We start from the raw sequence: 23,367 nt of genomic DNA, 5'->3' as shown, positions 1-23,367 counted from the left end.
CACGAATTTTACATTCCGCTAATCAGATATTTCAGTTTTAAGCCTAATATTATATTTGTCGATTCTGGCATGAAGCGTCGGTCTTGAGACGCTTAAGAGTTTTGCAGCCTTGGAACGATTTCCATTGGTAATTTTCAGAGCCTCGGCAACTACAATACTTGAAACTATGTCTATAAAATCATCAAACCGGTAATTTCCAGATGGTTTGGATAATAATTGCTTAACCCACTGCCTGATGTCATTTAATTCGATCTTTTCAGTGGATTTAATTTTTTCTTTTTTATTTATTACCTGTTCCAGATCTGCTATGGAAATTGGAGCCCCTCTGTTGAAGATAAGCACTTTCTGAATCAGGTTTAACAGCTCTCTTATGTTTCCAGGCCAGTCATAATGATTTAAGCGCTTTAAAGCCTCTTTTTGAATACCCGGATTATCAATCTTTAATTCATTGGAAAATTTAGCCATATAAAATGAAATTAAACTATAGATATCTTCTCGTCTGTCTCTTAATGGAGGAAGTTCTAAGGTAACCACTTTTAAACGAAAATATAAATCTTCCCGAAATTTTTCATCCTTGATAGCCTGTTCCAGTTTTTTATTCGTCGCTGCAATAATTCGAACATCAACCCGAATGGTTTCTTCACCTCCCAGCCTTTCAATACTTTTTTCCTGTAACAGCCTTAAAATTTTGCCCTGTATATTTAACGGCATGTCCCCGATTTCATCCAGAAACACGGTACCACCGTTGGCCTGTTCAATTTTTCCGATATGTCGCTGGGAAGCCCCGGTAAATGCACCTTTTTCATAACCGAACAATTCACTCTCAAGAAGATTTTCAGGTATGGCCACGCAATTAATGATTAAAAAGGCCTTGTCCGAACGGATTCCATGCTGATAGATGGCCCGGGCTACCAATTCTTTTCCGGTTCCTGATTCTCCCAGTATTAAAACGCTTGCATCGGTTTGAGAGACACGGCCTATTGATTTGTATACATCCTGCATGAGTTTGCTTTGACCGATAATCGCATCTCCCGACTCTTGATCAGGAGCAGCATCCACTTTAACCGGCGATCTCATAAAATATCCGGCCTCGATTGCCTGTTCGATTAAATTAAGCATGTCCGGCACATCAAATGGTTTGAGGACATAATCATAAGCTCCGGTTTTCGTGGCCTCTATGGCAATTTGGGTTGTCCCGTAGGCGGTTACAATAATGACCGGCAGTTTTGAATCAATTTTTTTGATTCGTTTGAATGTTTCCATTCCATTTATTCCGGGTAATCGCATATCTAAAATAACCAGATCCAAAGCATTCTGTTTGACAATTTCAATACCGGCTTCTCCGGAAGCAGCACTGATGACCGCATACTTTTCTTCTTTTAAAAGCTTGCAGAAACTTATTCTTAATTGATCATCATCATCAATTACCAAAATAGTATCCATACTATGAATCCTTTATGGGAAGCGTAATAACAAAGGATGCTCCCTGGCCTTGTTCACTGGACACATCCAGCCAGCCTCCATGTTCATTTACGATATTAAAGGCGATACTCAACCCAAGGCCTGTTCCTTCATCTTTGGTTGTGAAAAAAGGATTAAATATCTGTTCTTTGACGTTTTGAGGGATTCCTTCACCATCATCTATTATCCTGATCACAGCAACTTTTTTTAAGGGTTCCACATGATTTTCTTCTTCATGGATAATGATCAAGCCACTCTTATCCATAGCTTCACAGGCATTAACAATAATATTAACAATCACCTCCTTGAGCTGTTCCGGATCTATAAGTGCATCGCTGAGAGGACGGTGCCGAATCAACCTTGTGGTCACATGATAAGATTTTAATCGCTGTTCCAGAAGATGAAGAGCGCTGTCTACAACAATTGACGGACTCATTTTTTTCATTTTCAGCTTGGGTGGCCGGGAAAATTCAAGAAAGTTTTCAACAATTTTATTAATCTGCTTTATTTCGCCGGAAATAACATTGAAATCTTCTTGTTGAAGCTTTGTAAAATCACACGAACGGTTCAATGAAAAAAGTCTCATTTTTACAGAAGTTAATGGATTGCGGATACTGTGCGATGTTCCGGCAGCCAGCTTGCCTAATAACGCCATTTTTTCAGACTGCATCAGGGTTTCCCGGCTTCGCGTCAATTCCTGATGCGTCTGTTCTGCATTTTCAATCAAACCATGAACACTTTGTTTTAACGCGGCAACTTCATTTGCCGGGGATTTTGAGATCCCCAGCCTGTCTGCCTCTACCGCCAGTTTTCGAATCGGTCCCAATATATGGCGCGAAAAAATATAATTTATCAAAAGGCTCAGAACAACAACTGTAATAATTGCCAGAAGAGCAATATATCTGAGCTGATTGGACTCCTTATGGCTTGTTTTAATTGCAGCTTCAATTTTATTTTTATGAAATAATTTAAACTGTTCACATATCTCCAGAATTTTAAAAAAATCTTGTCTTACATCTTTATGAAGAGCTGATCCTTTATCATATTCATTTGATTTATACAGATCAATGACTTTATCTCTGGCCGTAACATAATCTTTATATTTGGATTCAACCTGGGCAACGGCATCTTTTTCCCATGGTTCTTCCACAAGTGACTTCACTGTTACCAGATTTTCTTTAAAAAGTATTTTGTATCTGTTGAGTTCATCAATCCAGGCAGGGTCATGATCCAGAAGATAATACGATACAAATCCTTTCTGGTTGACAAGAGATGTGCTAAGGCCCTCGGCTGATTGATAGATCACAATATTCTTATCAATAATATCCTTGAATATTTTTTCAGTCTTATAGGTATACCAGATCATGAGGACTGCCCCAATCACAGTGATACACAAAAGAATGGAATTGACCATGTATACCCTGTTTTTAAGACTCAATTGAATTTTAAATTTTTCCATCATCCTGAGACGCTTGTTTTTTTAACCAATTTAACTTTGTTGCGTTTTTCTTCTATCAATGCAAATTTCTTTAAAAACATCTGTTAGACGTAAGATTCCGACAATATCTTCACCTTTTGTCACCAGAAGAGATTGATGGTGGCCCATTATAAGCTGGTGAATGGCCTCTCCCAAATTTGCATCTTCTTTGACATACTCCCCGGCCGTCGGGGTGTGCATGAGTTTTTTTACTTTTTGTTTACCGGCCTTGCCGCTGATATCTTTTAACGGCTCATACCATAATTGGTATTGTTCCAAAATACCTTTCATGAATTGCGGACTGAAACCAAAGTAACCGGTCCTGGGAGTACTCTTTTCTTCCATAAACTGTTCATATTTAGGTTCCAGTGCCCGGATCACATCCAGTTGACTGAGTTTACCGATAACTTTATTGGTATTCTTTTCACACACCAGGATCGCCCGGTGACGATATTTACTTTCATCAAATTGTTCCTGGACCTTTTCAAGCGCATCCAAAGCCTCTGATAATGTTGCCCCCTCATTAACAGTGGCATACTCTGAAAGCGGGACCATTAACTCTTTTACAAAAATAGACTTCATTTATAACCTCCTTGAATTAATACAGATTGAATTTTAATAATCGCCGCTTCTTCTTAAAAGGAGTCTGAGTTCAGCCTGCCGGATTCGTTCTTCCTGTTCATCCTTTCGTTTCCTTGCATTTTCAATCTTTATTTTTATATCTTTAAAATCAGCCGGTTTCATCAAATAATCAAAGGCGCCCAGTTTCATGCCTTCTACGGCTGTTTCCGTAGATCCATGACCGGTCAGCAAAATAACTTCAACAATGGGATAAAGCGTTTTTATCTGTTTTAAGGTATCAATCCCGTCCATGCCCGGCATCCTGATATCCAGAATGACCACATCAATGGCCACTTTTTTCAACACCTTTAAGGCATCCTTGCCACTATGGGCCGTGGACACTTTTTCACCCTGCTCATTTAACCGCAGGGAAAACATTTCAACAAAATCTTTTTCATCGTCAACTATCAAGACTTTTGCGGGTATTTTTATCATGGGAGTTCACTCCTTTTTTTTATATATTATCTTCATTATCCATTTGATTTATCATATTTCGGCAGCCTGATTTGAAAACAAGATCCCTTGCCCACCGTGCTTGTGACATCAATTCCACCATTAAGGCCGGAAAGAATTTTATGGACCACAAACAGCCCGAGACCAGTGCCTTCATCAAAGGATTTGGTCGTAAAAAACGGATCAAATATCTTGCCTAAGTTTTCCCTGGGTATCCCAACACCATTGTCCTTAATTTCAAGAATAATATCATCATCAATTTCACGGGTGGACAAGGTAATGGACCCGTTTTCTTTCAAGGCATGAACCGCATTGCTCAAAAGATTCATCAAAACCTGGCGAATCTGATAAGGATCACTCCAGACAATATTCTTTTCATTATCAATTTCCCAATTAATATTGATTTGTTTATCTTTTATGTCTTTTTCCATCAGGCCAAAAGTTTCATGCAGCAATGAAAGTATATCAACGTTGGATAACAAAGATTTTTGTTTTTTCACATGCCCTAAAAGCTGGTGGGTGATCAAACTGGCTCTTTTGACACTTTTTTCAATTTTTTCTATTCCCATCATCAGGGCATCTTTTCTAGGGATATTCGACATTTCAGATGAGCTCAGAATATATTTCATAAACCCGGCAGATTCATTGATGATAGCCAGAGGATTATTAATTTCATGGGCAATACCGGTGGACATCGTGCCAAGAGATATCAGCCGTTCCGTATCAATCATTTTCTTTTCCAGCTTTGCCCGGTATTCAAGTTCTTTTTGTTTTTCTTCCTCCAGGCAGATTATTTCAAATGCCTGTCTGATTTTATTCACCAGATGATCAATTTCCACAGGTTTTGTCAAATAATCAAATGCACCGGATTTTATTCCTTCAATTCCATCAGTAACGGCAACATTACCAGTTAAAAGAATGACCTGAATTTTTTCATATTCCTGCTTAATGACTTTTAAAGTATCAATGCCACTGATACCGGGCATTTTTACATCCAGAACCACCACATCCATGGGCTCTTTTTCAAGAATATTCAGGCATTCTTCTCCACTGGCGGCCTGAAAGGGGTTTATCCCTCTTTTAGCAAGCCTTTTGGTAATTATCTTCCTGAACCCATCTTCATCATCCACCAGAAGAAGGCGAATCTTATCATCATCAAGTCTATTCATAAAATATCCTCTATATCAAACCCAATACCTTCCACCATACAGTGACGACCCCTATCAGCAGCGTCAATAAGACCGGTGTGGCAACAAGACCGACCTTTGTCAAATCTGATGATTTAAAATACCGGTAAGAGTATGCAATGGCATTGGGAGGGCATCCAATGACCAGCAGCATGGCAAATGATGTTGCCATACCCAGACAAAGTGCCAATACCCTTGGATCAACCCCTTCAAGCAATGCCATGGGGATAACAATGGGCAATATCAGGGCAGCCGCAGCAACATTGGCCATGGCATTAGTCACCAGGGCGCCGAAAACACCTACACCGACAAAGAGAACCAGCCAGCCTTTTCCCTGGATCAGAGGGAAAAAGAGATTGGCGAAATAGTCGGCAGCACCTGAATATCCCATGGCAAGGCCCAGAGCAATACCGCCGCCAAAAATAAACAAAGCCGTTCCCCATTCCAGGTTATCATTGATATCTCTCCATTTTAAGACTTTAAACAATACCAGGGCAGTAACTCCCAGCATACCGCTTACGGAATAATCAATGCCGTGGAGTCCCTTGGTCAACCACATGGCAAATGAAAGGGCAATAATGGTCAAGGTTTTTTTCTCAAGTGTTGTCAGGGGCCCTAAATCTTCGTCAAAATCCGGCAACTTGAATTTCGGGTCCGGCCGGAACACCAGGTATACAACAAAGACTGCCACCGGAACCGTGACAATGGCTGCGGGCATGGCATATAGCATCCATTCAAAAAAAGTGATCTCAACCCCGGTAAATTCTTTTAAAAAGGCAGCGGATACCATGCATCGTCCTCCACCGACAAGGGTGCCCATGCCACCGCAGGAACAGGCAAAGGGTAAGGAAAGCATCATAAACTTGGCCGTATTGGTATTGGGTTCTATGCCCACCGCCCGCATCAGGGGCAGCATGGTCACAATCCCTACGGCACAGGCAGCGGCATCATGCATGAACGATGAAGCAAGCCCGAGTCCTATGGCAATGATAAAGGTAAACCGGGTCACAGAGTTACCGGCTTTTTTGATAATATAATATCCCAATCGTTTTGTTATACCTGCCTTGTCAAGGGCAATGGCAAAAACCAGGCAGCACATGATAAAAATAACCACCGGATGCATATAAGGCGCCCATGCATTTTTCACATCGGTTATCTGCAGGATAACCAGGAAAACCCCGATACAGATTGCAGTTATTTCCAGAGGAATGGGCTCGATTACAAATAATATCACCAGAACTGCAAGAATTGATAAAAATCGTTTTGCCTTTGGCGAAAGCCCGTCTACATAATCCACCTGAACCGTGGTCAAATTTAAATCTTTTGCTTTTTGGCTTAAAAATTTTGCACTGGCTTCTAATGATCCAGGGGTCTTTGCCTTTAAAATATATGAATCAGTTTTTGTTTTTTCATCCGAAACAACAGTAAAATGTTCTTCCACATTCTGCATGAGTATCCGGTCTTCATCACCTGTAACTTTAAATTGAGTGCCTTCCGGCCTTGGCAGCAGGAAGACAATAACACCCACTAATAAAGCAACACAGAGTTTAAACCCATTTGTCTTATAAAACATGTTTTCTCCTTAACCATCATCTATACATCGTAATATCCATTTACCACTTGATATGAGATCCTTTTGATTCCAATGCTTGACCCTGATAAGCCTGTTTGATTTTATCAATTAACTCCACCAGTTCACAGGGTTTGGTCAGGTAATCAAATGCACCCAGTGAGATACCTTCCCTGGCTGCTTCCTGTGAACCATGTCCTGTTAAGATAATCACAGGCAGGTCAGGCACCATTTTTTTCATTATCTTTAAAACTTCGATTCCACCCATGTCTTCCATCTTCAAGTCCAGGACCACCACATCAAAATCATTTTTACGTAGAATCTGTATAGCTTCAGTACCGCTATATGCCTTGGTCGCATGAATGGATCGCTTTGACAGCCTGTTGAAAAGTACATTTACATACCCTTTTTCATCGTCAACAAGCAGGATATTTATGATTTTTTCCCCTTTAGTATTCTGGATCATAACATCCCCTTTTTCTTAAATCATCCGGCCTGAAATTTCATTCATCCGGGCTTCCATAATTTTCTCATCATGCTTTCTTTTCTTTTCCATGGCCTCATTAACCTTGGTTACCAGCATATCAATGTTGCAGGGCTTCATCAGATAATCAAAGGCGCCAAGCTTCATCCCGTCGATTGCTGTTTCTACTGTGGCATGACCGGTCAGCATGATTACCTCTACAAGGGGAAACCTTTTTTTAATTTCTATCAATGTCTCGATACCATCCATCCCGGGCATTTTCACATCAAGGACGACGACTTCAATTTTTTTATTATCCTCAAGCTCGTCCAGGGCTTCCTTTCCACTGTATACAGCAGAAACAGTCATCTCTCTTTTTTCCAGACGTTTGGTAATGGTATCCAGAAACGGTTTTTCATCATCCACGAGTAATAATTTAATCTTTTTCATGTTAATTCTCCTTGTTTATCTGATTCTTTTTCATTATCTTTATTTTCAATTATATTTTCCTGGAATGGTATCCATATGCGAAATTTAGTTCCAATACTAACCTGGCTGTGGACATCTATTTTTCCCCCCATTTTCTGAATAATGCCATAGCAGATTGAAAGTCCCAGACCCGTGCCTTTTCCCACGGCCTTTGTGGTAAAAAACGGATCAAATATCCTGTCAAGGTTGTCTTTAGCAATGCCGGGTCCATTGTCCTCTATTGAAATGACCAGATGATTTTTTTCAATCCTGCTGATTTTGGTTTCAATTATAATGGTTCCCCCGCTTTTTTCCATGGCGTCAATGGCATTATTAATTAAATTAATAATAACCTGCTGGAGTTCAGAAGGAGATATCTGTATATAAGGGATCCCTTCCTGAAATTTTGTCTCAATGATGACATTATTATAATTGGCCATTTTACCCGTAAGGATAACCATTTCCTTTATGGCATCATTAATCTGAACATCATTGACTGTGGAATCGGTTTTCCTGGCAAAGCTGAGCAGCTTATGGGTAATTTCTTTGCACCTTTTGCCCTGGGTGTTGATCTGCTTGAGCGCACGGGTGAATTCATCAAGGTTCTCGCATTCTTTTAAATCTTCTTCTCCAAGAAGATCCTCTATCCAGCCTGCCTCTTCAACCATGATGGCAACCGGATTGTTAATTTCATGGGCAATGCCTGCGGCAAGTTCTCCTATGGTAGCTAATTTTCCACTTTCAACCACCTGTTTGGTCATGGCTTCGCTCTTTGTATCAGCTTTGGAAATCAGCTTTACAATATTGCGGGGAAGGGTGAACGAAACAAAAAGGATCGCAATACAGCCTAAAAGAAATATTCCCAAAGTAAGAATCTGTGTTTTCCTTAAATCCCGGAAGGCATCGTTTAAATCCTGGCGAAACACCATCACCCAGTCAATATTCTTCAGCATGGATGTCACACATAAATATTTATTTCCCGAGGCATCCTGTTTTTTTGCAAAAACAGTTTCATTATTTTTATAACAGTTTCGATCCAGCATTGATGTGATAATTGACTGTTTGAGTCCTATGTCGGTTTTGGTTTGCAGCCGGCCTTCACTATTGATAATAAAGGCAATGCCGGTTTTACCGATATGGATATTTTCCACCAGAAAATTAAAGGCCGTAAAATTGATGGTGGACCTTAAGATATAATCAGAACCATTTGATTGGATCTTGACTGCAATAATAAAATGAGGATGCCCTCTTAAACCGACAAATACATCACTGATATAAAACGGTTTGTCTATTGCTTTTTTAAACCATTGGGCGTTTGAATAATCCGCATTTTCAAATTTAAATGGTCCTTCATATGAAAACTGGATACCGCTTTTATTGATCAGTCCCAAATCCGTAAACACATCTCCATATTCTTTTTTTAACATTTTCAGATGTTTTTGCAAAAATACCTTTGGCGTGTGTTGTTTGGTTTCAAATTGGTGTGCCAGATACCGGATATTCCCTAATTTTTCCAACAAAAAGGTATCAATATTCTGACTATGCCTTTGAACCAGTTCTGAAATATGGGCCTGGATTTTTTCTGTATAAGTCAGATTAAATCGATAAAAAAGGGTACCTGTAATCACCATCAAGGGAAGAAAAGAAATAACCATTAACAAGACTGTGATTTTTCTAATCAATACCTGGTAAAATAAGTCCCGATCCGCTAAAGTTTGTTCCATTATATTTTCCCTTTGGTCAATTTCTCATTCATAACTCCATTTCTTTTACTATCAAAATACATGCCAGGCAGCAAGCTAAACCTATGCAAACAATAACTTATTGAAAAGACAAAAAAACTGCTGTGTAAAAAAACCTGACAATACCAATGGCGTGTGTCAGATTTCTTTACATCCTGTAAAATAAATCGACCAATAGTAAACAAATCAATCTTTCTAATATTGTTAAGATTTTCTAAGACCGGTTTGATAAATCTTTCCCATGGCATTTAGATAATTTTCAATATTTTCTAGTCAATATGAATATCTTTAAAATCAATGATCAAGTCATATTCACCAGACTCCGGATGCCGTTTCACGGAAAATCCCAATTTTCTGCCAAGCATGAGCATTTGGGTATTTTCAGCGAAAACAATTCCCATAATCTTCTGTATTCCCTTGGTCTGAGCAGCCTTTAGACATAGCTTGAGAAGCGATGAACCGATTCCTTTGCCCTGCCATTCATCACTGATTGCCAGTGCAAATTCCCCCAGGGTTTTATCGGGTTCAAGTATAATACGGCATACCCCGATTATTTTTTTATCCCGGCCCTTTCCCATCAAAGCAACAAGAGCGATCTCCCTGTCATAATCAATCTGTGTCAGTTTAATCAGCATGGTTTTAGACAATTGCTTTACAGGTGAAAAAAATCGCATATAAACACTTCTTGGTGAGAGCGAATCAAAATGATTGATCATCAAATCTGCGTCAGTGGGTCGAATAGGCCTGATAAAAAATTCATGGCCATTTATCGTATGCTGTTTTTTTTCATACTGCCAGGGATAACTGCTGATAATTAAATGATCAGGCGATGACATGCGAGGAACAGAAATACTGACTCTGGCATCCACAGCCGTTATATTGCCGTTTTTAACCACTAAGGGATTGATATCCAATTCAATGATTTCCGGAAAATCCGTTACCAGCCTGCCTGTCCTTATCAACAATTCCTCAAGCAAAGGGATACTGACCTGTTTAAAATTTTTAAATCCCTTTAACACCTTTGATATTTTAGTGTCTTCAATCATCTGCCTGGCAAGAAGGCGGTTCAATGGCGGCAGTCCCATTGAAGTGTCCTTGAACACTTCGGCCAGGACACCCCCCATCCCAAAAAAAATAACAGGTCCAAAATTGGGATCTGTTTTTGAACCAATGATCAGTTCGTAATCTGCCGGGACCTGCATGGCAATATCCTCGGAATCAGCAATTTTTGTAATTTTGGGACAAATTCCATAGGATAAAAGCAAATTTCTGGCCTGGATTTTTGTAAGACTTCGGGCTCCATCAGCAATGGCCTTTTTTATGATATTTTGAGCCTTGGAACGATTAATAATAAGTTTTTTGTCTGTTCGGACTGGAATTTCCAATAAAGTATCAATATTACGGCCATATTGATAGAGATTTTTAAAGGCCCTGACCGCCCGTTCTGCTGAATCATAGGTAACAATACCAACTTGATTAAAAGCATGCCTGGCCTCTTGAACATTATCACCGCCTATCCATGCAGTAAAAACCGGACAAGACAGAGTTTTCAAATACGGTATCAAGGAGTTAGCCAAGTTTAAGGTATCCATGGTCCCCACCGGAGAACACATCAGCAGCAAGGCATCTGTTTCCGGAGCATTTACACATATTTTTACCACATCTGCATATATTTTTGGTGCTGTATCTCCAACAATGTCTATAGGATTTGCCCGGCTCCAGTTTTCAGGAAGAATTTTATCCAGTTTTCCAATGGTTTCCGGGTTGAGAATAGCAGGTTCCATTCCATGGGACTCCAGTGCATCTGCTGCCATAACACCAGGCCCGGCTGCATTGCTTATCATTGTAAGTCCCGGGCCGGAAGGACGGCCCAGTTTTGCTAAAAATGCTGAACAGTCCAATAATTCTTCAAATTCATTAACACGTAAAATTCCAGCCCGCTGGAATGCTGCGTCGTAAACAGCATCCACACCAACCAAAGCATTGGTGTGGGATACAGCAACCCTGGCTCCGGATTTGGATCTGCCTGATTTCAAGGCAATAATGGGTTTCACACGAGAAACCGACCGAGCAGCACTCATGAAATTTCGAATATTGGTAATATTCTCGATATACAAAACAATAATTTTCACAGAACTCAAAGAGCCCAGATAATCGATCATATCTGCAAAATCAACATCCATCATTGAGCCAAGGCTGACAAAATGGCTAAAACCAATCTTTTTTCGATTGGCAAGGTCTATAACAGATGTACAGACCGCACCACTCTGTGAAAGAAAGGCTATATTCCCTGACAAAGGGAATAAATGGGCAAAACTTGCATTAAGGGCCTTTGATATATTTATAAACCCCAGGCAATTGGGTCCAATAATACGCAGGTTGTATTTTTGGGCTTTTTCCAGAATCCTGGCTTCAATTGCCCGTCCTTTTTCTCCAGCCTCCCTGCCGCCGGAAGATATAATAACCACACCTGCCAACCTGGCTTTGCCGCAGGAGTCAACTATCCCGGGAACAAGATGTATGGGTATTGCAATGATGGCCACGTCCACACTTGATCCGATATCCTTAATACCGGCAAACGAAGACAGGCCCATGATACTGCTATGTTTTGGATTAACCGGGAAAATATCTCCCCTGAAACCGTTTTTTAAAAGGTTTCTCATAATTGAGAACCCGATGGAACCCTTTTTTTCACTGGCGCCAACCACTGCAACGGATTTAGGGTTAAACAGTCTATGCAAATTGAACGTACTCACTCTTTATCTCTCTTTTGTCATTGGAACATACAATCAATTTAGGGTATGACCCAGACAGTCAGTTTCCTGGCACCATGAATCACCTTCCATGGCACTCGTCCGATATCAAAATTGGCCACTTTCGATTTTCCTCTTCTGCCAAAAACAATGGTATCACAATCCTCTTCCTTGGCTGCTTCAACAATGGCACCGGCCCGGCTTTTTGCTCCCTGTATAATTTTACTTTCAATCTTTTCTCTTTTTATTCCAACTGACTCCAACCGCTTTGTCGTTTCTTCAATAACAGCTTCAATCCCCTCAAATGATGCCTTAATGCAATCTGCATTTTTTTGCTTGGTTTCTTTTTCATCATATGCCTGGTAATCCCTGAGAACACTGCACAAAACAATTCTGCAATCTGAATTCTCAATGATTTTTGCTAAAAACTCAATTGCTCTGTTCGAGCCGTCTGAGCCGTCAACAGCAATAAAAATTGAATGATTAACCTTGTGTGTGCCGGCAAGAAAAAGAGGGATATTAGCCTCTTTTTCAACAAGTTTTGTTGCAACGCTTCCCATGATAATCGGTAAAAATGATACAGCCGCCCCTCTTCTACGTATTAAAAGAGCATCATAGCCTTTCTGGGTCTCAGCCAGGATATCCCTTGCAACCCCTTTTTTTAATTTTTTAATCATAATTGTAATAGCTTCAGGTTTAAATCCCGCAGCAATGAGCATCATCCTTGATTCTTCCATGAATTTTTCCATTTTCTTTCTATGACCCATTTCCCATGCCTTTACCCGGGAAACGGCTTTATGGCTGAACGCTTCTTTTTTTAAATCATAATAGCAATCAGGAACTGAACTGATAACATTATACAGGACAACTTCCTTATTAAGGAAGGGTTTAAATTTGCAAAGATATTCTATTGTTTTAAATGCTTTTTTCGACCCGTCAAGCGCCACAAGAATTTTATTTTTATTTTTATTTTCTGCCATTTTTATTCCCCCTCTTAAATATATTTTTATCCCTGACACTGACGACCGGAACCGGGGAATGGCGAAACACCTTTTCGGCAGCACTGCCAAAAAGAACCCTTGCAACATTTCCCCTGCCCTTATTTGCCATTACAATCAAATCTATATTTTCTGTTTCAACTGCTTTCAGGATACTTTCAAACGGAACGCCCGTATCAATTTTTATGCTCATCATGGATTTTTCATTAAAAAAATTTTCTTTTATAATGGCTTTCATTTCTTTGTTCCTGTCTTTTTTTAACTCCTTGATATAGCCTTCCACGGTAACTTTTTGGGGAAAATATTTGCTGACCTTTTCAACTGAGTTGATATCCCGCTGATTGATAACATTGAAAAGAATAATCTGTGTCTGAGTCCCCTTTGCAAGTTCCACTGCATACTCAAGCGTCATCAACGAATATTTTGAAAAATCAACACAGGCTAAAATTTTTTCTATTTTTTCCATTGTAATCCTCCTTTATCTTCTAAAAAATTTTCCTGAATCCTTTTGACAGGTCAGCCACATAAAGCAGTTCATCTGCTTTGCGCAATTCTTCGACCAGGTTGTCAAACTTGTCAGAATCAATGTCCAATGTATAAAAAAATCCTTTTCTAAATCCTTTTTCACTATCCTCGTAAGACGTCATGATGCTGCACACCCGACCACCGCTGTTTCTGATCTTATCAGTTAAATCTTTTATACTGCCGGACTTGTCCGGCAGGTTAAACGCAAAAACCTGTCCTTTGTTTGAAACACCTGTAAAAGACACAAAACACCTGAAGATATCACTTTTGGTAATAACACCCTTGATTTTACCCTTTTTATCAACCACCGGCATTCCGGATATTCCTTCGGCCAGCATGAGTCCGGCCGCCTCATCAATCATGTGATCCGCCCGGATAGTGATAACAGGACTGGACATGACGGATTCAATCAAAACCGTATCCATGAGTGCAGCGATTTCATGTCTATCCAGAGTTGTGGCACCAGAAGGAGACGCTTTTTTAACATCCCCGTGGGTTACGATACCAACAAGTTTTCCTTCCTTTAAAACAGGAAGCATGGAAATCACCCTTACACGAAATAATTTTAATGCATCATTTAGAGACTCGTCACTGTCTATGGTAATGACGGTTCTGCTCATCCATTCTTTTATCAGCATTTTTCACCTCCAGTGTTTTAGGTGTCATTAATAATACTATTCTCCACTATCTTAAGTATTAGCAAATGGCATGCCACTTTTATAAAAAAATTCAATCCCTTGATCTATCAGCATCAAAGACTTTATGCATTTAAAAAACACAATCAATTTCCCATAGTTTTCTTGCAATATGTAAAAAAAGCTGACACTGATTATGTCACAATTGGTTATCATATGTTTTTCCTTAATTTCATTCTGTAAATCATAGTAGCAATAACAATGCCACCGATGTAAAATAATTGAACGAATCAGGCAGACAACTTTTTCTATGGTGTCAAACCTTTATGTTTGAGGAAAAAAATTTTATCAAATGTTAGATCGTATGATGATATATGTTTTTTTAATGCAGCCATCCCGATTAAAGGAGAAGATGAAAAAGGGATGGATTGAATAGGAATGGATGAAAATTTATTTCCAATATTTTTTTCTTTTGGTTCTTCCTGCATCCGGTTATTGCAGATCAATCCCTTTATTTTAATATTCAAGGAATTAAGTTGCTCAAGGATACGCCTGGTTTCAGCCACAGACAGCACATCCTGGTTAAAAACAACAAAAAAATTTGATTTTTGGGAATCTTCAAAAATATCCTTAAGTGTCTGGTAGTCGGATTTGATTTCCCGAATCCTGGACAGGACTTTATCTCGTTCAAATTCTTTCCCGGCAAATTTGATTCTTGAAATAATCTCTTTTCGCTTATAAATTTCCATCCGCAGTTTTTCAAGTTGATCAACCCATGTTAATGACAGGGCCGGCAGATTAAAAAATCTTAAAGACAGGGCTGTTGGCGGCATATCAATGATCAGATAATCATATTCCTTATACCTGGTTTGAAGATTCATAAACGCCGTGACCAAAGCATATTCTTCCATACCGGGTGAAAATTTTAAAATATCAAAATAATTGTCCAGGTTAAAAGCTGTCAGGTATGCATAGCTGTTTTTAACACTCTGGGCGGTCTTCTTTAAATACTTCTTAATTTCTTTATCCCGGTCAATTTGAAGAACTTCAAGGCAGGGCCCTATTGAGCATGCTTTATCGGAAAAATCAGCCTCAAAAATATCAGACTGATTGTGGGCATCATCAAAAGAAGCCAAAAGTACTTTTTTGCCTTTCTCCATGAGTACCAGTGACAAAAGTGCGGATGCCGTTGATTTTCCGGTTCCACCTTTGCCCAAAAAAAATAATGTTTGAAGTTGGGTCATGATTTTTATCCTATATCAAATACGGAAAACAGCCTGGATAATGGTTCATTGGCGGTATCCACTCTTTCAAGAAGCAAAATCAAATCCTTTTCCATTAAAGGAAGAAGATCCATGCTGATATGTACTGGCGGGGACGGCATTCCAATGAATGTTCCCTGTACCAGAACGGCAAAGATATAGTCCAGCTCTTCTTTTTCCGCCTCAATGGTTCCAACCGCCTTATCCCTTGCCACCTCGTCAGCCACCTGCCAGATGTCTGCAAGGCGATTTTTTATTTTACCAATTATATCACGGATATGTGTTCCCGGGTTTTTCATTTTACCCTGAATATCTTCCTGTCAAAATTAATCCGTTTCCGGGATGGGAAATAATAATATACTGCATATAGTGCCATCAATACGATGGCAGCTGCATAAAACCTGGGAAAATCACATAAAACCGCAGCAAAAGCATAATACGGTGTAATCTGTGATATCCATAAAATTTTTCTTTGAAAAGATAAAAATTCTTTGGCTGGAACCTGTTTTTGCTTTCGCATGGAATGAGCAAAAAGAGTCCGGAAAAAAAGGGGACCTGCAATGGCAGTAACGGCGGATAAGATAAACAATATGGAATGCAGAACAGAAGGGATGATAAACTGTCCGGGCCTGATAAAATTCAATGCCCTTGCCAGGCCAAAGGCCAGAAAAAGACCCACTGCCGGTAAAATTATTAAAACATATTGTCTTTTAAGTATGGTATGCATATCAAATTATCATATGAGCCAGGGAGAAATCATTCTTCCCTGGCTCATACTGTTTATTATCAGGATTCAGACTTCATGCTCATAAATTTCATAACCCCTTCAACAGCAATCCAGATAGCCAGAAAAAGTATCAATCCATTCACTATCTGGAGCAGTATATTATGGCCGGTACCGAACTTGGTCTGATTCAGTACAAGTGCCCATATGGTCATGAACATCATTAATACGGCCGGAATACCTGACACCAACCATTTCATACCGCCTTTGGTTTTAAGGTACACCGTAATAATGATCAAAGCAAGACCTGCAAGAGTCTGGTTCACCGCACCAAACAGAGGCCATAGCTTTAACGCACCTTTTCCACCGGCACCGGTTGCAAAGGCAAGCGCCAGTGCAGTTGCCACTGCTATAAAAGTGGCTATATATTTGCCGGTGAGAAAATTCATTTTAAAACTGGTAAAAAGTTCGGAAACAATATAGCGCTGGATACGGGTGGCTGTATCCAGAGTGGTTCCGGCAAAAGATGCCACAAATACCCCCATGACAACCACAGCAACACTGTTGGGTAATCCGGTGGAAGCAATCATATTGGCGGATCCGTTAACAAAGGCTGCAATTTTAGAGCCCAGCCCGGCTGCTGCTGCCCATGAAGAATAATGGGTTGTCCAGGCTGCTACCCCCATCAGGGTCTCACCGGATTTGGTCACATACCCCATACCGATCCCTGCAGATACGGCAATGATCACCAAAGTGGCAAGTGTTCCTTCCATGAGCATGGAACCATAGCCGACAAATAAAGAATCGGATTCATCCCTGACCTGTTTTGACGATGTCCCTGAGGATACCAGGGAATGGAATCCTGAAATAGCGCCACAGGCAATGGTAATAAACAAAAAAGGCCACATGGGTGGCGCTTTGGCAGGTGCCATCTGAACAGCCGGAGCAACAATTTGAAGATTCCCGCCAAAGGCGGAAAAAATAACGCCCAAAATCAAAAGAACCATGGCAACCAACAGCTGATGGGAGTTGATAAAATCACGGGGCTGAAGCAATGTGGTCACTGGAAGTGTAGAAGCAATAAATGCATAAATCAAAAGGATAATTGTCCATACACCCGTAGGCGGAATCCCGGCAATCGCCGGCATTTTAATGGGGATGTAAACACCAATGAACACCGTAATATACATCAAAATCACGGCAACAATGGACAAGGCCATAATGCTTTTGCCCTGTTTGTAAACCGCATATCCAAGCCAAAGAGCAATGGCGACTTCACACCAGACCGGAAATACCGATGTCGGATACATGGCAAATACCACGGCAATAACCAGCCCGAAGATGGCAATCACAATCCATAGTTCTAAAAATACAATTAAAAAAAAGAAAAACCGGGTACGGGCGTTGATATATTTAGACGTATAATCAGCAATGGATTTGCCCTGGTTTCTCATGGAGATAATCAAAGCGCCGAAATCATGTACTGCCCCCATGAAAATGCTTCCGAAAAACACCCAGATCAGCGCAGGTACCCATCCCCAGATAATAGCGACTGCGGGTCCGACAATGGGCCCGGTTCCGGCAATGGATGTAAAATGATGTCCGAAGATTACTTCCTTTTTTGTGGGAACATAATCCACACCATCTTCCAATTCAACGGAAGGAACCGTCACCCCTTTGGATAACTTAAAAATTTTCTGCCCGATGAATTTACCATACAGGTTATACATTAAAATATAACCTATAAACGCAACAACCATGATTACTAATGCACTCATTTAATTGCCTCCTCATGTTAATTAAGAATTAAAACAAATATAAATCATGGCAAAAGCACTCGATAATGCATGCTTTTGTCAGCTCGTACCCTTCGCTGTTATTACTTTCTTCATACATAGCAAAAAAAATGCCAATACGTATTTCTATCTAAATTATAAATAAAACGACATAATTTCAATGAGTTATAATATTTTAACACCCAATAATAAAAACGCAAAGAACGCAAAGAACGCAAAAACGCAACACTCTGGATTCAACAATGCAACCCTTTTCCATAAAACCAACCACCTTTTTTTCTATGAACAAGGCTATTGATTATAGCAAGTTGTTCCGCAGCAAAGACATCTTTCAGCTTCCGTCTGGACCTGTTCCTCAGTAATTGTACCCACTATATCCTGAGTTAAAGAGCATCGGCGTATTTCTGCCGGAATTTCGGAAACCACAACTTTAGGAATCTGTTGAGATACCTTTACCTTTTTAAGAATGCTCTTTGTATTTATTTTCCGATGAAGGTTCTCCGGTATGGGTATCGCACCTGTGGACAGCATAAAGTGTATTGATCTTGCTGCTCTCCGCCCGTCAGCAACCGCACTGATGACGGTCGCCCGGCCGGTATACATATCACCTGCTGTAAACACATTGGACTCACCTGCCAAAAGTGTATCCTTGTCTGCGACCAGTGTCCATTTGTCGGATGCTTTAAAATTGTAATTATGATTTGCTTCATGACAGATATAATAAAGATCGGGTTTTCTTTCATAGGCTGCAATGATCCATTGCGCCTCAATCATGTCCTCTGAATCCGGAACTTTACTATATATTTCAGATTTTTTTTTGCCTTCAAGGGGAATTAACTGCATATATTCAATATGGGTTACACCACCATAATTATCTGATCTTACCCGGAAAGGTATGGTAAGAAACATAATTTTTACGCCTTCTTCCATTGCACGCTCCACATCACTTTTCCTTGCAGACATTTTCTTTTGGTCTTTTGGGCAGATCACAGTAACAGACAAAGCTCCCATGCGGATACAAATTCTTGCACAATCCATGGCTGTATTGGATTCACCCACCACCACCACTTTTTGCTTTGCAAGTGTTTTGATAGTGACGCCGGCTTCTGCCAGGAAATCCAGGCTGGAGATCACATTTTCAACATTCTCTCCTTCAATACAGAGCAAGGGTGTGCTCCATGCACCAAGGCCAAGAAATATAGATTCAAACCCCTTGTTTTTAAGATCACTTAAAGTAAAATCCTTACCAAGAGTGACATTTGTTTCAACTTCAACACCCAGGTTAAGAATGCCTTCAATCTCCCAGTCAACCACATGCCTGGGCAGCCTGTATTCAGGAATACCATATCTGAGCATACCACCCAGATTGGATCTTTTCTCAAATATAACAGGATGATGACCCAGCCGTCTAAGAAAATATGCACAGGAAAGCCCTGCGGGACCGCCGCCCACCAGAGCAACTCTATGCCCTGTATCCGGAGCACAGATAATTGGCACATGTTGGTTGGAATTCATTTCCCATTCCCCCAAAAACCGTTCTAACCTCCCAACAGCCACACCTTCATCCGCAATATTCCTGCGGCAGATATTTTCACAGGGATGGGCGCAAAGGCGACTAACAGTCAAAACCAGAGGATTTCGTTCTTTTATTGTCAGCAACGCTGCTTTATAATCATTTTTAACCATCTGGCTGATAAAAAGTGGTATATTGATCTGTGCCGGGCATTTTTGCCGGCATGGCGCCAGGCATTCCTCTTTTAAATTTAATTTAAGCAGTCTGTCTGATTGACTGGAAATGGAAATAACCCCCCGGGGACATATTTTTACACATTTGCCGCAGCTTTTGCACAGGTCAGGGTTCACGATCGGGTAATGGTCCGGACCCATGAAAATGGCATCAAAAGGGCAGGCGCTGACACATGAGCCGTGTCCAAGACAACCGTTTTCACAAACATTGGAACCGCCAAAAAGAAATTGTTCTGCCCTGCAATCATTCAACCCCTGGTAATAATAGCGGGTTTCGGCTCTATTGCCTCCGGTACAACCGATTTGTATTGTCAGCGGTTCTGTAAATTCCATGCTCTGCCCAAGGACCTTTGCCACTTCTTCTGCCACCTTTGCACCCCCCACTATACAAACATTGACACTGGCCTTTTTCTTTATCAATGCATCGGCAGCACCCTGGCAACCGGCAAACCCGCACCCGCCGCAATTGGTTCCCGGCAGGACCGCCTTAAGTTTTTCAAGCCTGGGGTCCTCTTTGACATAAAAGATTTTTGAAGCCAAAGCCAATATTAAGGCCATGACAAACCCCATAGCACTCATTACAAGTATGGCTTTAATAATCATGGCCAAATTTGACCTCCTTTATTATCTTTTCACCTGACTTTGTCCGGCACTCTTTTACATTCTTTTGAATTTCATTTTATCCCGGACACTGGCCACTGGAACAGGAGAATGGCGGAATACCTTTTCGGCAGTGCTGCCAAAAAGAACCCTTGAAATATTTCCCCTGCCCTTATTTGCTATTACCACAAGGTCTATCTCTTCTGCTTCAACTGCCTGTAGAATACATTCAAAAGGAATACCCCTGTCAATCTTTATAGTCATCATGGATTTTTCATTGAAAAAGTTTTCTTTTATAATGCCCTTTATCTTTCCAAGCCTTTCCTCTTCCAATTTCTTAACATAGTCTTCCGAATCGGTTCCATCGGGAAAATAACCGGGGAAATAGCCACCGACCATTGCCACTCCACTGGTATCTATCTGGTTAATAACATTGAAAACAATAATTTGTGCCTGGGAACCTTTTGCAAGTTCCACAGCATATTCAAGTGTCATCAACGAATATTGCGAAAAATCAACACAGGCTAAAATCTTTTTTATTCTATTCATTGCAAGCCTCCTTTATCTTCTAAAACATTCTCCTGAATCCCTTTGACAGATCAGCTGCATAAAGCAGATTGCCTGTTCCATAAAAATTTTCGACCAGACGGTCAAATTTGTCAGGATCAATATCAAATGTATGGAAGAACACTTTTCTAAACCCTTTTTCAAAATCATCGTATGAGGTCATGATGCTGACCAGCCGTCCACCGCTGTTTCTGATCATATCAGTTAAATTTTTTATAATACCGGGCTTGTCCCGCAGCTTAAATGCAAAAACCTGTCCTTTATTTGAAACCCCTGTAAAAGATACAAAACATCTGAAAATATCGCTTTTGGTGATGATGCCCTGGATTTTGCCTGTAGTATCAACCACCGGCATTCCGGATATGCCTTTGGCCAGCATGATTCCGGCAGCCTCATCAACAGTATGATCCGCCTGGATGGTGACCACCGGCTTGGACATGACGGACTCAATGGTAACCGTATCCAGAAGTGAGGTCATTTCAAATTTATCCAGAGTGGTGGCATCAGAAGGAGATGCCTTTTTAATATCACCATCGGTTACAATACCGACGAGTTTTTCTTTCTTTAAAACAGGAAGCATGGAAATCACCCTTGTTTGAAACAATTTTAATGCATCTTTCAAGGATTTATCACTTTCCAAAGTAATTACGGTTCTGCTCATCCATTCTTTTATCAGCATTTTTTACCTCCAAATAATTTAAAGTCCGTAAATAACCATAATTTTGTCTGCTGCCTATATAGTTTAGCAATTGCCGTGCCATCCTCTTAAAAACGATTAAAACCCCTTACCTATGGCTATCTAAGAATAGAAGATAATGGAAAAATGATTTATTTTTCAAAAATTTCATGCCCAACCCTGCAACCTGTAAAAAAAGCTGACACTGGTTAGGACTCAAAGTAAATAAAACATGAGTTTATATTGTCTTGGTTGGTATCGGAGGGGTATTTATTGCTGTATCATTTCTTCAGGATAGCTTTTCAATATATTCACTATCCGGCTTAACAGGAAAATATTCATCCGCCTGGGGAAAATTTGACAAATTCTTTTCAATGGCAGCCGTTAAAAAAGAATTGACCCACCAGAAGACATCCCTGTTTTTAACATTCTCCCGCAGATTGCGCATTCGTTGTTTTTTTTCTTCTAAAGGCATATTAAATGCCCTGTAAATTGCCTTGGCCATTCCGTCAATGTCATGGGGATTTACCATGATTGCATCCTGGTAAAACTGCTGGGCAGCACCGGCAAATTCACTTAATATTAACACACCTTTCTCATCAATATTGCAGGCACAATATTCTTTGGCAATAAGGTTCATACCATCCTTTAACGGTGCAACAAAAGCAATCTGGCATGCCCGGTACAAGGATATAAGCTCATTCCTGTCAAGATTTCGAAACATATAATGGACGGGAAGCCAGTCATTTGTACTGAATTCACCGTTAATCTCTCCCACAAGTTGTTCTATCTTGAGTTTCAGATCAGCATAGGCTGCTATTTCCCTGCGGCTTGGGACCACAAGTTGAATAAAATGTACCTTTTTATGAAACTTAGGAAAGCGTGTCAAAAACCGTTGAAATGCTTTTAATTTTTCAGGTATCCCCTTGGTATAATCCAAACGATCAACACCCATTAATATTCTTGTACCCTGGACATTATTTCGTATTTTCTTTGATCTTTTATAAACGTCACTATCCCAGGCATGGAGAGAAAATTCATGGTAATCAATGCTGATGGGAAAAACCCCGATGCAGACTATTCTGTTGTTAAATCTTAATTCACTCACTGTTTCATCAAAGGCTGCTTTTGCATCAATTTGCGCATCTTGAATTATTTTCTTGATACATCCGATGAAATTACGTTTATTTTGAATAGTATGAAAACCGACGATGTCATAATCCAACATGGCAGAAAGGAGCTCAAAACGCCATGGACATCGTGCAAAGGTTTCAATGGTGGGAAATGGGATATGCAGAAAAAACCCGATGGGATTCCTCTTATGCATTTTACGCAACTTAGCCCCCACAAGTATTAATTGATAATCATGTACCCAGATAAAATCCAGATCATCTGCATTCCGGTATACTGTTAATGCAAATTTTTTATTAACCTCCCGATAACTTGTCCAGTATTCAGGCAAAAAGATACACTTATCAGTAAAATTATGGAAAAGAGGCCATAAAATTGAATTTGAAAAACCTTCGTAAAAATTTTTTAACTCATCTGAGTTAAGCATAACCGGCTTAACACTATATCCGGAAACAGCCGATTGTATTGCCGGCAGCATCTTATCATCACTATCTGACTTGTGCACATAGCCG

The 23,367-nt window shown here is 40.2% G+C and carries 21 protein-coding genes; all 21 read right to left on the bottom strand.

Features of this window, described 5'->3' with window-relative positions; all coding sequences use genetic code 11:
• Positions 1–18: 18 nt before the first annotated feature.
• Entirely contained in the window at positions 19–1,443 is a 1,425-nt protein-coding gene (locus K8S13_RS19305) for a sigma-54 dependent transcriptional regulator (protein WP_291465111.1), read from the bottom strand.
• A 1-nt stretch (position 1,444) separates the two neighbouring features.
• Positions 1,445–2,923 (bottom strand): ATP-binding protein, encoded by a 1,479-nt coding sequence (locus K8S13_RS19300; protein ID WP_291465109.1) that lies wholly within the window; start codon positions 2,921–2,923, stop codon positions 1,445–1,447.
• A gap of 27 nt (positions 2,924–2,950) precedes the next feature.
• Complete coding sequence (locus K8S13_RS19295; RefSeq protein WP_291465107.1) at positions 2,951–3,520, bottom strand: CBS domain-containing protein; 570 nt, start codon at positions 3,518–3,520, stop codon at positions 2,951–2,953.
• A 33-nt stretch (positions 3,521–3,553) separates the two neighbouring features.
• Positions 3,554–3,994: a response regulator gene (locus K8S13_RS19290; protein ID WP_291465105.1), complete on the bottom strand. Its 441-nt coding sequence runs from the start codon at positions 3,992–3,994 to the stop codon at positions 3,554–3,556.
• 35 nt (positions 3,995–4,029) lie between these two features.
• Positions 4,030–5,181: a response regulator gene (locus K8S13_RS19285; RefSeq protein ID WP_291465103.1), complete on the bottom strand. Its 1,152-nt coding sequence runs from the start codon at positions 5,179–5,181 to the stop codon at positions 4,030–4,032.
• A gap of 10 nt (positions 5,182–5,191) precedes the next feature.
• Entirely contained in the window at positions 5,192–6,772 is a 1,581-nt protein-coding gene (locus tag K8S13_RS19280; protein WP_291465101.1) for a DASS family sodium-coupled anion symporter, read from the bottom strand.
• A 40-nt stretch (positions 6,773–6,812) separates the two neighbouring features.
• Positions 6,813–7,235: a response regulator gene (locus K8S13_RS19275; protein WP_291465099.1), complete on the bottom strand. Its 423-nt coding sequence runs from the start codon at positions 7,233–7,235 to the stop codon at positions 6,813–6,815.
• 15 nt (positions 7,236–7,250) lie between these two features.
• The gene (locus K8S13_RS19270) at positions 7,251–7,682 is read right to left on the bottom strand and encodes a response regulator (protein ID WP_291465097.1); all 432 of its coding nucleotides are present in this window, start codon (positions 7,680–7,682) and stop codon (positions 7,251–7,253) included.
• Positions 7,679–9,424, bottom strand: a complete 1,746-nt coding sequence (locus K8S13_RS19265) for a PAS domain-containing sensor histidine kinase (protein WP_291465096.1) — start codon at positions 9,422–9,424, stop codon at positions 7,679–7,681. The genes K8S13_RS19270 and K8S13_RS19265 overlap by 4 nt, the downstream gene beginning before the upstream one ends.
• A 287-nt stretch (positions 9,425–9,711) precedes the next feature.
• Positions 9,712–12,198 (bottom strand): bifunctional acetyl coenzyme A synthetase (ADP forming), alpha domain/GNAT family N-acetyltransferase, encoded by a 2,487-nt coding sequence (locus tag K8S13_RS19260; protein ID WP_291465094.1) that lies wholly within the window; start codon positions 12,196–12,198, stop codon positions 9,712–9,714.
• A gap of 38 nt (positions 12,199–12,236) precedes the next feature.
• The gene (locus tag K8S13_RS19255; protein ID WP_291465092.1) at positions 12,237–13,175 is read right to left on the bottom strand and encodes a universal stress protein; all 939 of its coding nucleotides are present in this window, start codon (positions 13,173–13,175) and stop codon (positions 12,237–12,239) included.
• Positions 13,162–13,659 carry a universal stress protein gene (locus K8S13_RS19250; protein WP_291465090.1) on the bottom strand — a complete coding sequence of 166 codons (498 nt, stop codon included), beginning with the start codon at positions 13,657–13,659 and terminating at the stop codon, positions 13,162–13,164. Before K8S13_RS19250 ends, K8S13_RS19255 begins: the two co-directional genes overlap by 14 nt.
• A 19-nt stretch (positions 13,660–13,678) precedes the next feature.
• Positions 13,679–14,356, bottom strand: a complete 678-nt coding sequence (locus K8S13_RS19245; RefSeq protein WP_291465088.1) for a CBS and ACT domain-containing protein — start codon at positions 14,354–14,356, stop codon at positions 13,679–13,681.
• Between the two features lie 305 nt (positions 14,357–14,661).
• A complete protein-coding gene (locus K8S13_RS19240) occupies positions 14,662–15,597 on the bottom strand; it encodes an ArsA family ATPase (RefSeq protein ID WP_291465086.1) in 936 nt (311 codons plus the stop codon).
• Between the two features lie 5 nt (positions 15,598–15,602).
• Positions 15,603–15,914 (bottom strand): hypothetical protein, encoded by a 312-nt coding sequence (locus K8S13_RS19235; protein WP_291465084.1) that lies wholly within the window; start codon positions 15,912–15,914, stop codon positions 15,603–15,605.
• Positions 15,911–16,342 (bottom strand): hypothetical protein, encoded by a 432-nt coding sequence (locus tag K8S13_RS19230; protein ID WP_291465082.1) that lies wholly within the window; start codon positions 16,340–16,342, stop codon positions 15,911–15,913. The genes K8S13_RS19235 and K8S13_RS19230 overlap by 4 nt, the downstream gene beginning before the upstream one ends.
• A 59-nt stretch (positions 16,343–16,401) precedes the next feature.
• On the bottom strand, positions 16,402–18,117 hold the full coding sequence (locus K8S13_RS19225) for a carbon starvation protein A (RefSeq protein ID WP_291465080.1): 1,716 nt from the start codon (positions 18,115–18,117) through the stop codon (positions 16,402–16,404).
• 309 nt (positions 18,118–18,426) lie between these two features.
• The gene (locus tag K8S13_RS19220; RefSeq protein WP_291465079.1) at positions 18,427–20,484 is read right to left on the bottom strand and encodes an RnfABCDGE type electron transport complex subunit B; all 2,058 of its coding nucleotides are present in this window, start codon (positions 20,482–20,484) and stop codon (positions 18,427–18,429) included.
• Positions 20,485–20,538: 54 nt separating this feature from the next.
• Positions 20,539–21,030: a universal stress protein gene (locus tag K8S13_RS19215; protein ID WP_291465077.1), complete on the bottom strand. Its 492-nt coding sequence runs from the start codon at positions 21,028–21,030 to the stop codon at positions 20,539–20,541.
• Between the two features lie 19 nt (positions 21,031–21,049).
• The gene (locus K8S13_RS19210; protein ID WP_291465075.1) at positions 21,050–21,727 is read right to left on the bottom strand and encodes a CBS and ACT domain-containing protein; all 678 of its coding nucleotides are present in this window, start codon (positions 21,725–21,727) and stop codon (positions 21,050–21,052) included.
• Positions 21,728–22,013: 286 nt separating this feature from the next.
• Positions 22,014–23,367 (bottom strand): trehalose-6-phosphate synthase (locus K8S13_RS19205; RefSeq protein WP_291465073.1); only part of this gene is annotated, 1,354 nt, incomplete at its 5' end.

The organism is Desulfobacula sp. (assembly GCF_021107415.1).
Note: the sequence above shows the minus strand (reverse complement) of the source record. Positions and strands in the feature narration are given on the sequence as shown.

Excerpts from the sequence above, each read along its gene's own strand:
- K8S13_RS19220 (WP_291465079.1), bottom strand. The coding sequence starts at position 20,484 with ATGATTATTAAAGCCATACTTGTAATGAGTGCTATGGGGTTTGTCATG.
- K8S13_RS19235 (WP_291465084.1), bottom strand. The coding sequence starts at position 15,914 with ATGAAAAACCCGGGAACACATATCCGTGATATAATTGGTAAAATAAAA.
- K8S13_RS19245 (WP_291465088.1), bottom strand. The coding sequence starts at position 14,356 with ATGCTGATAAAAGAATGGATGAGCAGAACCGTCATTACCATAGACAGT.
- K8S13_RS19225 (WP_291465080.1), bottom strand. The coding sequence starts at position 18,117 with ATGAGTGCATTAGTAATCATGGTTGTTGCGTTTATAGGTTATATTTTA.
- K8S13_RS19295 (WP_291465107.1), bottom strand. The coding sequence starts at position 3,520 with ATGAAGTCTATTTTTGTAAAAGAGTTAATGGTCCCGCTTTCAGAGTAT.
- K8S13_RS19250 (WP_291465090.1), bottom strand. The coding sequence starts at position 13,659 with ATGGAAAAAATAGAAAAAATTTTAGCCTGTGTTGATTTTTCAAAATAT.
- K8S13_RS19240 (WP_291465086.1), bottom strand. The coding sequence starts at position 15,597 with ATGACCCAACTTCAAACATTATTTTTTTTGGGCAAAGGTGGAACCGGA.
- K8S13_RS19210 (WP_291465075.1), bottom strand. The coding sequence starts at position 21,727 with ATGCTGATAAAAGAATGGATGAGCAGAACCGTAATTACTTTGGAAAGT.
- K8S13_RS19255 (WP_291465092.1), bottom strand. The coding sequence starts at position 13,175 with ATGGCAGAAAATAAAAATAAAAATAAAATTCTTGTGGCGCTTGACGGG.
- K8S13_RS19280 (WP_291465101.1), bottom strand. The coding sequence starts at position 6,772 with ATGTTTTATAAGACAAATGGGTTTAAACTCTGTGTTGCTTTATTAGTG.
- K8S13_RS19270 (WP_291465097.1), bottom strand. The coding sequence starts at position 7,682 with ATGAAAAAGATTAAATTATTACTCGTGGATGATGAAAAACCGTTTCTG.
- K8S13_RS19285 (WP_291465103.1), bottom strand. The coding sequence starts at position 5,181 with ATGAATAGACTTGATGATGATAAGATTCGCCTTCTTCTGGTGGATGAT.
- K8S13_RS19215 (WP_291465077.1), bottom strand. The coding sequence starts at position 21,030 with ATGAATAGAATAAAAAAGATTTTAGCCTGTGTTGATTTTTCGCAATAT.
- K8S13_RS19230 (WP_291465082.1), bottom strand. The coding sequence starts at position 16,342 with ATGCATACCATACTTAAAAGACAATATGTTTTAATAATTTTACCGGCA.
- K8S13_RS19300 (WP_291465109.1), bottom strand. The coding sequence starts at position 2,923 with ATGATGGAAAAATTTAAAATTCAATTGAGTCTTAAAAACAGGGTATAC.
- K8S13_RS19275 (WP_291465099.1), bottom strand. The coding sequence starts at position 7,235 with ATGATCCAGAATACTAAAGGGGAAAAAATCATAAATATCCTGCTTGTT.
- K8S13_RS19305 (WP_291465111.1), bottom strand. The coding sequence starts at position 1,443 with ATGGATACTATTTTGGTAATTGATGATGATGATCAATTAAGAATAAGT.
- K8S13_RS19265 (WP_291465096.1), bottom strand. The coding sequence starts at position 9,424 with ATGGAACAAACTTTAGCGGATCGGGACTTATTTTACCAGGTATTGATT.
- K8S13_RS19290 (WP_291465105.1), bottom strand. The coding sequence starts at position 3,994 with ATGATAAAAATACCCGCAAAAGTCTTGATAGTTGACGATGAAAAAGAT.